This window comes from uncultured Negativibacillus sp. (assembly GCF_944388365.1).
In the GTDB taxonomy this organism is placed as follows: Bacteria; Bacillota; Clostridia; order Oscillospirales; family Ruminococcaceae; genus Negativibacillus.
In genome coordinates this window covers 1-9,701 of sequence record NZ_CALXIN010000070.1, presented here as the reverse complement: position 1 = coordinate 9,701, position 9,701 = coordinate 1, and the positions used below count along the sequence as shown (strand labels likewise).

Sequence of the window (9,701 nt, the reverse complement as noted above, 5' to 3'; positions counted from 1 at the left end):
GGTTCCTCCCAGACGGGAGAACCGGTGGTGGGTGAAAGCACCAGCTCTCCGTCCGACCAGCAGCCGTCCGGAGAGCCGGTGGTGGGTGAAAGCACCAGCTCTCCGTCCGACCAGCAGCCGTCCGGAGAGCTTGCCATCCTGCCCGAATATACGGCGCTGTATGAGGTAAACAGCGACATTGTCGGATGGCTCAACATCGGCAACGGACTGTTCAGCACACCGGTGGTGCAGCGCGACAACGAATACTATCTGACCCACGATTTTTACGGCAAAGAGGACAGCCACGGTCAGATCTTCATGGACGAGCGCAACTCTCCCGACCTAAGCGACGACAACACCATCCTGTACGGTCACAACATCACCAGCGACAAGTCGATGTTCAACGTTCTCACCAACTTCCGAGACCCCGAATTTTTGGCAGAAAATCCGATCATCCAGCTGAGCACCCTCTACCAGAAGTACGAGTATGCGGTGACGGCGGTGTACATCGTCTCCACCAAGCCGGAGCATGGAGCGGTGTTTGATTATATCAACTATCTCAAATTCAGCACCAAGGCAGCCAAGGAGGCCTACATCTCCGAAATCGACCGGCGGTCGCTGATCGACACCGGCGTCAAAATGACCGCCGACGATAAACTGCTGACCCTGTCCACCTGCACCTATGAGTTTGCCGATGCAAGGCTGGTCGTAGTGGCACGGCAGCTGCGCGACGGAGAAAAGGCTCAGGACTTTGGCCAGAACGTCACCAAGCGGGAGGACCCGCTGATGCCGGAGATCTGGACCGCACTGTTTGGATAAGCTTTTTGCCGCAACAAAGGAGTGTGAAAACGATGATGTATCCCTATATGACATTGTGGGACGACACCGAAATCTGCCATTCTCAGATTCTGGAAAAGGATGGAAAACAGTCGGTGGAGGTCCACTTTGAACGGCCGGCAGATTCTGGATTTTGTACGTCGCGCTGCTCCCTTCCAGAGTATTGCTGGACCATAAATGAAGGGTTTTCTGACGACGAAATCGCATTCTTCGAGGAGTTTTTGCACCACAATGCACATCTGATTTTCAAATATGCCTCCTCGGGAGGTGTGCATTGTGCCTAAGCTGTTTCAAATTGGAGAATATGTCATTTTCTTCTGGTCCAATGAAAACGGCGAACCAATTCATGTTCACATCGCCAAGGGCAAGCCTTCCCCATCGGCTACAAAAATCTGGCTTTCCAGCACCGGCGGATGTATTGTTGCAAATAACAACAGCCGCATTCCACAACAGGACCCAAACGAACTTCTGGAAATTATCTCGGCACAGTTTTTCCTGATCTGTCGCAGATGGAAAGAGCATTTTTGTGAGAATACAATTTCCTTTTACTGCTGATAAACCTAAAAAACCTCTGCGGATGGTATTCATCCGCAGAGGTTTTTTTGATTTCTACTCGCAAAATGCCTCGTCGACCGGCATCGAAGCCACGCCGTTGAGCGACAGATCCGCCCGTTTGCCTGCCAGATACTCATAGTAGGCCTGCGAACCGATCATCGCGGCGTTGTCGCCGCACAGGCTCAGCTTTGGCAGATACAGCTCGTATCCTTTCTCACGGCACGCCGTTTCCAGTGCGCTGCGCAGTCCGCTGTTTGCACTCACGCCGCCTGCAACCACAATTTTATTGCTGTGGGTGTACTCGGCTGCACGCATCAGGTGGTCGGTCAGGATGTCCGCCACCGTCCCCTGAAAGTCCGCCGCCAGATTGTTGATCTCCAGGCTCTCGCCTTTCTGCTCGGCATGGTGGGCAATATTAATGATCGCTGTCTTTAAGCCGGAAAAGCTGAAGTCAAATTCCGAGCCGTTGACCTTCGGCTTTGGCAGCTTGTAGTGACCGCGCTCTCCCTGCTGGGCAGCCTTGTCGATATAGATGCCGCCTGGATAGCAGAATCCCAACACGCGGGCAGCCTTGTCAAACGCCTCGCCGGCAGCATCGTCGCGGGTGCGTCCGATGATCTCAAACTTGGTGTAGTCGTTGACCTTGATGATGTGGCTGTGTCCGCCCGACGCCACCAGACACAAAAACGGCGGCTTTAAGTCGGGATGGGTCAGATAGTTTGCCGCGATGTGTCCGCGGATGTGGTGCACCGGAATCAGCGGCTTGCCTGCCGCCAGTGCCACACCCTTGGCGTAGTTGACGCCGACCAGCAGCGCACCGATCAACCCTGGCGCATAGGTCACCGCCACGGCGTCGATGCTCTGGAAGGTCTCACCGGCGTCGTCCAGCGCCTGCTGTACGACGGCACAGATGTTTTCGGCGTGGCGCCGCGAGGCAATCTCCGGCACAACGCCGCCATATTGTTTGTGTTCCTCCACCTGCGAGTTGATGACCGAGCTTAAAATCACTCTGCCATCCTGGATGACCGCAGCAGCGGTCTCATCGCAGGAGGACTCGATTGCAAGAATATTCAATGTCCATTCTCCTTACATCACCGATGCCTTAAAACAGACCGCCGTAGCTTCGGGTCATGATCAGGGCATCCTCGGTGGGATTGGCATAAAAGTGTTTGCGGTGTCCCACCACTTCAAAATCAAATTTTTCATAGAACTGTTGGGCTATTTGGTTGGATTCTCTGACCTCCAGCGAGATGGACGCCATGTCGTTTTCTCTGGCATAATCGTCCAGTGCCTGCATCAGCGATGTCGCCACACCGCGCCGGCGGTACTGGGAAAACACCGCAATATTGCAGATGTATCCCTCGTCGACGATGTGATGCATCCCAACATAACCGGCAACCTCTCCGTCCAGCTCCGCTACGCGAAATACTGCCAGCGGGTTGGACAGCTCGGACACCAATGCGTCAAAGCTCCACGGGGTAGAAAAACACTCCTGTTCCAGTCGTTCCAGCGCCTCGATATGTTTTGGCTGCATCTCCACGACGGTGATACTCTGCCCTTGTTCGTCCATGTAAATAAATCTTCCTTTCCTGAATGGGCGGCAGTTTTCTTTTTGCGCCCACCGGCCGCCTCGGGCGGGCTGCATCATGACAAAGGTTTCTTTCTCAAACGATTATAGCAAATTAGCCGCCGCGAAAAAAGTGGTTTCCTTAAATTCTCTGCGAAAATTTGCCTTGTTACAGCTGTTTTTCCCGCTTGAATCCCTCGTATTCGCCCTCGACCATCGGACCGACATAACGATAGCCCAACGCCTCATAAAAGGCATTGAGCTTCTCATTGCCCTGCTGGCAGTCCAGCCGCACCACCGACCGGCCTTCCCGACGGGACAGCTCCTCACAAAAGCCGAGCATCTGCTTTCCAGCACCTTTTGCCGATACCTTTGCCGCCAGATGGTGCACATAGTAGCAGTTTTTGGGCTGTTCGCCTTCCCAGCGCGGATCGTCGGTCAGCAGCGCCATCACGCCCACCGGATTTTCTCCGTCCAGCGCCAGATAAAACTCTCCGGCTCCGATGCGCTCCAGAAAATATTCCCGCGGATACCGCTGCATATAATGGGTTTTGTTCCACTGATACAGGCCCTCGCGGTCCATCCAGTCGATGCGGTCCTGGATGATGGCGATGATGTCGTCCACATCACCTGCCCGTGCCTGCCGAAATTGATACTGCATAGCCTTCTCCCCTGCCGCCTAGTCCTGCTGCTTTTCCCGCTGTTCGGCGGCATAGTCATATTCATATTCGTCCTCGCCATATTCATTGGTTGTGCCCTCTTCAGGCTGGAAGAGCAGTCCGTCCATGGTGGCAAACTCTGCATCCTCCAGTGGGCCTCTTCAATGATCGCGTCCTAAGTTCTGGCGCAGAATGGCGATCTCCCGCTTTAATTTTTCGTTTTCGCGGCGGTACTCGTCCACCTCCAGCTTTGCCTTGGTCGAGTCCTCCAGATATTCGGTCAGCTGGCTGCGAATGTGGTCGGCGTTGAGTTCGCTTTTTTCGTACATATCCGCATATCCCAGCAGCGCCAGAAAATAGGCGTCGTTTAAGGTGACGTTCTGGCCCGAATCCATGATCGACTGCACCTTGCTCTCGATGGAATTTACCAGACGTTTTACATATTCGGGCGATTCGGTGGAGGAAACCACATATCTCGAACCACAAATCTCCACTCTGATCTTGTTCTGTCCCGCCATACAGCTCATCCTTTCTGTCCGTTTTTGCCTAACAACCATCTATCGCTGCGGAGCCATCCGCTCCGGAAAATTTTGAAATCTCATCCCCTGTCCGCACAAGGACAGTTTCTTTAATTATATATGATTTTGCTTGCCAAAGTAAAGGGGCTTGCCTTGTCGCATTGCAGAATTTCCTCTGTTTTTTGTCCGTTTCTTCGCCAAAGACTGCATAATTTTTGAAGGATAGGTGATTTTTTCCTTTGGTTTCTGTTCATCCTGCCATAATTGGAGGACAACGTCTTGTTTTTGACCGGTCGATATACTATAATTTTTAAAGTATCATAATGTTACTTTATTCTTCTGTCAATATTTGTACGGGTGTTTTGTCCGCACCAAAACGCCCTGTCTATTCACAATATTTATTGTGCGGAGAAATGGTGGTTAATCATTATGGAAGCTAAACTGACCGCTGCGCAGATCAAAGCACAACTGACTGCGGAAATCGAATCGCTGGGCATGACCCCTGAAACTGCTCCCGATGAAGTTTACTATAAAGCATCTGCCTCCCTGGTGCGCCGCATCCTCAAGGAAAAGCGCAGACACTTCATGGCGGATTCCAAGGCAAAGGGCCGCAAACAGACCTACTATCTGTGCATGGAATTTTTGCTGGGACGCTCGCTGAAAAACTCGATCTACAACCTCAACATCGCCTCGGAATTTTCCACCGCCCTCAAGGAGATGGGCGTCAAGATGGAAAACCTGTTCGAGCTGGAACCGGATGCCGGCCTTGGCAACGGCGGACTTGGCAGACTGGCTGCCTGCTTTATGGACGCGCTTGCCACCTGCGGCTATCCTGCCATGGGCTACTCCATCCTCTATGAGTTTGGCATCTTCAAACAGAAGATCATCGACGGCTGGCAGACCGAGCTGCCTGACAACTGGCTGCCTGGCGGCGATGTATGGCTCGAATGCATCCCTGAACACACCGTCGACATAAACTTCGGCGGCTGCGTCGAGGAGTTCTGGGACTACGGCTATCATCACGTTCTCTACAAGGACTACACCACCGTCAAGGCGGTGCCTTATGACATCATGATCTCCGGCTACGACGGCAAGGCGGTCAGCCTCCTGCGCGTCTGGAGTGCAAAACAGCCTGCGCTGGATATGGAAGCATTTAACCGCGGCGACTACCTCAATGCGCTGGGTCAGGCTTCCAACGCCGAGGTCATCAGCAAGGTGCTCTATCCAAACGACAACCATCCGGCAGGCAAAAACCTGCGTCTGCGCCAGCAGTACTTCCTGGTGGCAGCCTCCATCTCGGACATCGTCCGCCGCCACATGGAGATCTACGGCACACTGGAAAACTTTGCCGAGAAAAACGCCATCCACATCAACGACACCCATCCGGCGCTGGCAATTCCGGAGCTGATGCGCATCCTGCTCGACGAGTGCGGCTATCCGTGGGATAAGGCATGGACCATCGTTTCCAACACCTTTGCCTACACCAACCACACCGTCATGAGCGAAGCGCTCGAGTGCTGGAACGAGGACATGTTCCGCACCCTGCTGCCAAGAATCTACCAGATCGTCGTCGAGATCAACAACCGCTTCTGCAAACAGCTGGCGGAACAGTTCCATCTGGACGGCTACACCTGCTCGCGCATGGCCATCATCGACAACCACTCGATCCGCATGGCAAACCTCTCGGTCGTTGGCTCCCACAGCGTCAACGGCGTTTCCTCGCTGCACAGTGAGATCCTCAAAAACGACCTGTTCAACGACTTCTATAAGATTCAGCCTTATAAGTTTAAAAATGTCACCAACGGCATCGCCTCCCGCAGATGGCTGTATCAGTCCAATCCGCGCCTGAATAACTACATCAAGGACTTGATCGGCGACGGCTTTATGCACGACATGGAGCAGCTCCAAAAGCTGATGCCGTACCAGAACGACAAACAGGTGCTCGAGCAGCTTGCCAAAATCAAGCTGGCAAACAAGCAGGACTTTGCCGCCTATATCAAGGAGCACACCGGTCAGGTCATCGACCCGAACTCCATCTTCGATGTACAGGTCAAACGTATGCACGAGTATAAGCGTCAGCACCTCAACGCCCTGCACATCCTGGCGCTGTACAACGAGATCAAACAGAATCCGCACGCCGACATCCCGCCGGTCACCTTCATCTTCGGCGCCAAGGCTGCTCCTGGCTACTACATGGCAAAACAGATCATCAAGTTTATCTGCAGCCTGGGCGAAATGATCGAAAACGACCCGCAGACCCGCGACATCCTCAAGATCGTCTACCTCGAGGACTACCGCGTCACCCTGTCCGAACTGCTGATGCCGGCAAGTGAAATCTCCGAGCAGATCTCGCTGGCAGGCACCGAGGCCTCCGGCACCGGCAACATGAAGCTGATGCTCAACGGTGCGGTCACCATCGGCACCTGGGACGGCGCCAACGTCGAGATCGGTCAGGCGATCGGTGAGGACAACATCTTTGTCTTTGGTATGCGCACGCCTGAGGTAAACCAGCTCAAAGCCAGCGGCTACTATCCAAACGAGCTGTATCTGAGCAATCCGGTGCTCAAACAGGCCATCGACATGATCGGCTCGAACATCGCCGGCGACAGCTTCGACCAGATTGCCTCCTCGCTCAAAAACAGCGACCCGTATATGGTGCTGCGCGACTTTGAGTCCTACGACAAGACCCGCAGGCTGGCGTTTGACACCTACCGCAACGACCAGATGAAGTGGCAGAAGATGTCGCTTGTCAACATCGCTCAGTCGGGCTACTTCTGTGCAGACCGCGCAATCCATGAGTATGCACGCAACATCTGGAACCTCGACTAAACAAACTTTCTCTGCGGCAACACCGCAGCCATCCGGCGGGATTGCCCCGCCGGATTTTTTTCATCTTGCTCCTCGCAGAAAGGAATGAACGTATGGATTTTTGTATCTATGACAGCCGGATGTCCGTTTTTAAGCAGCCCTTCGGCGCCGTCGCCGCTGGGACTCAGGTCCAGTTCTCCATCCATCTGCCCAAGGACGTGCTGCCTCAAAAGGTGGAGTTTGTGCTGTGCAGCGACGGCGAAACCGACCGCAGCTTTCCCATGCAGTTTCTGCGCGGCAATCTGCGCCTGAACCGCTACACCGTCACCTTCACTCCCACCCGTCCCAAACTCTACTTTTACTACTTCAGGGTCACTGAGCACAGCGGCGTGACCCACGTCATCCACGCCAACGACTCGATGCGCGGCGACATGGGCCTGCACACCGACCGCTACTGGCAGCTGACCGTCTATGATCCCAGCATGCACCGCCCGAACAGCCTTGGCAATGGCATCATGTATCAGATCTTCCCTGACCGCTTCTGCAACTCCGGCACTCCAAAGCAAAATGTTCCCAGCGACCGCGTTTTGCGCAATGACTGGGGCGCTCTGCCGGTCTATCTGCCAAACGAAAAGGGCGAGATCACCAACTCCGACTACTTTGGCGGAGACCTCATCGGCATCACCCAGAAGCTGCCCTATCTGCAAAAGCTGGGCGTCACCTGCCTGTACCTGAACCCAATCTTTGAGGCGCACTCCAATCACCGCTACAACACCGCCGACTACAACAAAATTGACCCGCTGCTGGGCACCGAGGAGGATTTTGCAGCGCTGTGTGCCGAGGCCAAAAAGTGCGGCATCTCGGTCATCCTCGACGGCGTGTTCAGCCACACCGGCAGCGACAGCGTCTACTTTAACCGCGACGGACGCTACGGCGAGCACAGCGGCGCCTACCGCGATCCCAACAGTCCCTACCGCGAATGGTACAGCTTCAAGCGCTATCCCGATGAATACGAAAGCTGGTGGGGCTTTGTCACTCTGCCAAACGTCCGCGAGACACAGCCGGACTATATCGACTTTATCTGCAATCCTCGGACCGGCGTGCTGGCGAAATGGCTGCGGCTGGGCGCCTCCGGCTTCCGGCTGGATGTGGCTGACGAGCTGCCCGACGCCTTCATCGACCGCGTCTATCAGACGGTCAAGTCGTTTGGCGAGGACAAGGTGGTCATCGGCGAGGTCTGGGAGGATGCCTCCAACAAGATCAGCTATGGCAACCGCCGCCGCTATCTGCTGGGACAGCAGCTGGACAGCGTGATGAACTACCCGTTCCGCAATGCCGTGCTCGGCTATGTCCTCACCGGACACGACGACGAATTCTTAAACGGAGTGGTCTCGATCATCGAAAACTATCCCAAGCCTGCGATGCACGCCATGATGAACTCGCTGTCCACCCACGACACGCCTCGCGCCATCACCGTGCTGGTGGGCGAGTCGATGGAGGGCAAACAGCGTCCCTGGCAGGCACAGCACCACTATCTGCCGCTGGATGCCTATGCCCGCGGTCAGGTGCTGCTCAAGCTGGCTTCCACCCTGCAATACTTCCTGCCTGGTATTCCCTGCCTGTACTACGGCGATGAGGCAGGACTCAGCGGCTACGCCGACCCGTTTAACCGCTGCTGTTACCCTTGGGGCAACGAAAATCACGAGCTGGTCGACTGGTTTGCAAGGCTGGGTCAGCTGCGGCTGTCGATGCCGTTTCTCACCGAAGCGGACTTCCTGCCGCTGGTGGTGGACAGCGACCTGTGCGCCTATCTGCGCATCAGCGGCACCAAAAAGCTGCTGGTGGCAATCAACCGCTCCCAGAGCGAAAAGTCGCTGCCGCTGCCTCCTGGCTTTGAGGATGCCCAGCTTCATCTGCTGCTGGGCAGCTATCAGAACGGCCTGCTTGGCGCACAGAGCGCCGTATTGATGTATGTGGACAACGACATCAACGTCGAAGGAATGTTTTAAACAAGAAGGAGCCTGTGTATGTCTGTCACCTATGTGGATATGGAACACTGGGCGCGAAGCGAACACTTCCGCCACTATCTCGACGCGGTCAACTGCCGCTACGGCATGACCGACACGCTGGATATCACCGAATTTCTGCCCGCACTCAAGGCAAAGGGCGGAAAGTTTTATCCGGCGGTCATCTACCTGCTGGCGCGCTGCGTCAATGCCCGCGCGGAATTTCGGATGTCGCTGGACGAGCAGGGACGGCTGTTCTATTATGACAGGCTGGACCCGTCCTACACCATCTTTCATCAGGACACCGAAACCTTCTCCTGCCTGTGGACCGGCTATACCGACTGCTTTGCAGATTTTCAACAAAGCTACCTGGAAGATGTGAAAAACTTCGGCGGCTGTCATGCCATGGTGGCAAAGCCTGCCGGACAAACCTTCGACATCTCCTGTCTGCCGTGGCGCAGCTTCAGTGAATTTCATCTGGACCTGCCCGATGCCCGCCGCTTTCTGCTGCCCATCTTCACCATCGGGCGATACTTTGAGCGGGACGGCAGAACGCTGCTGCCGCTGTCGGTGCAGGTACACCACGCGGTGTGCGATGGATTTCACCTCTGCCGCCTGTTCGATGACTGCCAGCAGCTGATCGACCAGTTTTCCAGCTGGCTGTAAAAGATAAAAAAACGGCTTGCCGTCCGCTGTGAACTGCACCCCATTTGTTAGACAGTATGGTATACTGAATAACAAGTGGGGTGATTTTTATGCCAAAAAGGCAACC

General features: G+C 54.9%; 10 protein-coding genes. 6 read left to right on the top strand and 4 right to left on the bottom strand.

Annotation, left to right across the window (positions count from 1 at the left end):
- The 3 genes from srtB to Q0L39_RS08920 all read left to right on the top strand — a co-directional run.
- The coding region (gene srtB, locus Q0L39_RS08930; protein WP_296628502.1) for a class B sortase at positions 1-798 on the top strand (798 nt) is incomplete at its 5' end.
- 32 nt (positions 799-830) lie between these two features.
- Positions 831-1,100 carry a hypothetical protein gene (locus tag Q0L39_RS08925; RefSeq protein ID WP_296628501.1) on the top strand — a complete coding sequence of 90 codons (270 nt, stop codon included), beginning with the start codon at positions 831-833 and terminating at the stop codon, positions 1,098-1,100.
- Positions 1,093-1,371: a DUF4160 domain-containing protein gene (locus Q0L39_RS08920; RefSeq protein ID WP_296628499.1), complete on the top strand. Its 279-nt coding sequence runs from the start codon at positions 1,093-1,095 to the stop codon at positions 1,369-1,371. The genes Q0L39_RS08925 and Q0L39_RS08920 overlap by 8 nt, the downstream gene beginning before the upstream one ends.
- A 54-nt stretch (positions 1,372-1,425) precedes the next feature.
- On the opposite strand, the gene tsaD is transcribed toward Q0L39_RS08920, so the two are convergent.
- The 4 genes from tsaD to Q0L39_RS08900 form a co-directional block, all read right to left on the bottom strand.
- Positions 1,426-2,445 (bottom strand): tRNA (adenosine(37)-N6)-threonylcarbamoyltransferase complex transferase subunit TsaD, encoded by a 1,020-nt coding sequence (tsaD, locus tag Q0L39_RS08915; protein WP_296628497.1) that lies wholly within the window; start codon positions 2,443-2,445, stop codon positions 1,426-1,428.
- A 28-nt stretch (positions 2,446-2,473) separates the two neighbouring features.
- Positions 2,474-2,941 (bottom strand): ribosomal protein S18-alanine N-acetyltransferase, encoded by a 468-nt coding sequence (rimI, locus tag Q0L39_RS08910; protein WP_296628495.1) that lies wholly within the window; start codon positions 2,939-2,941, stop codon positions 2,474-2,476.
- A gap of 166 nt (positions 2,942-3,107) precedes the next feature.
- Positions 3,108-3,599: a GNAT family N-acetyltransferase gene (locus Q0L39_RS08905; protein ID WP_296628493.1), complete on the bottom strand. Its 492-nt coding sequence runs from the start codon at positions 3,597-3,599 to the stop codon at positions 3,108-3,110.
- Positions 3,600-3,758: 159 nt separating this feature from the next.
- On the bottom strand, positions 3,759-4,115 hold the full coding sequence (locus Q0L39_RS08900; protein ID WP_296628492.1) for a cell division protein ZapA: 357 nt from the start codon (positions 4,113-4,115) through the stop codon (positions 3,759-3,761).
- A 429-nt stretch (positions 4,116-4,544) separates the two neighbouring features.
- Here Q0L39_RS08900 and Q0L39_RS08895 point away from each other — a divergent pair, with 429 nt between their 5' ends.
- The 3 genes from Q0L39_RS08895 (at position 4,545) to Q0L39_RS08885 (ending at position 9,595) form a co-directional block, all read left to right on the top strand.
- The gene (locus tag Q0L39_RS08895; RefSeq protein WP_296628490.1) at positions 4,545-6,944 is read left to right on the top strand and encodes a glycogen/starch/alpha-glucan phosphorylase; all 2,400 of its coding nucleotides are present in this window, start codon (positions 4,545-4,547) and stop codon (positions 6,942-6,944) included.
- Positions 6,945-7,036: 92 nt separating this feature from the next.
- Positions 7,037-8,932: a glycoside hydrolase family 13 protein gene (locus tag Q0L39_RS08890; protein ID WP_296628488.1), complete on the top strand. Its 1,896-nt coding sequence runs from the start codon at positions 7,037-7,039 to the stop codon at positions 8,930-8,932.
- An 18-nt stretch (positions 8,933-8,950) separates the two neighbouring features.
- On the top strand, positions 8,951-9,595 hold the full coding sequence (locus Q0L39_RS08885) for a CatA-like O-acetyltransferase (protein WP_296628486.1): 645 nt from the start codon (positions 8,951-8,953) through the stop codon (positions 9,593-9,595).
- The last annotated feature ends 106 nt before the right edge of the window (positions 9,596-9,701 follow it).

Excerpts from the sequence above, each read along its gene's own strand:
- Q0L39_RS08900 (WP_296628492.1), bottom strand. The coding sequence starts at position 4,115 with ATGGCGGGACAGAACAAGATCAGAGTGGAGATTTGTGGTTCGAGATAT.
- Q0L39_RS08890 (WP_296628488.1), top strand. The coding sequence starts at position 7,037 with ATGGATTTTTGTATCTATGACAGCCGGATGTCCGTTTTTAAGCAGCCC.
- Q0L39_RS08905 (WP_296628493.1), bottom strand. The coding sequence starts at position 3,599 with ATGCAGTATCAATTTCGGCAGGCACGGGCAGGTGATGTGGACGACATC.
- rimI (WP_296628495.1), bottom strand. The coding sequence starts at position 2,941 with ATGGACGAACAAGGGCAGAGTATCACCGTCGTGGAGATGCAGCCAAAA.
- Q0L39_RS08885 (WP_296628486.1), top strand. The coding sequence starts at position 8,951 with ATGTCTGTCACCTATGTGGATATGGAACACTGGGCGCGAAGCGAACAC.
- Q0L39_RS08925 (WP_296628501.1), top strand. The coding sequence starts at position 831 with ATGATGTATCCCTATATGACATTGTGGGACGACACCGAAATCTGCCAT.
- Q0L39_RS08895 (WP_296628490.1), top strand. The coding sequence starts at position 4,545 with ATGGAAGCTAAACTGACCGCTGCGCAGATCAAAGCACAACTGACTGCG.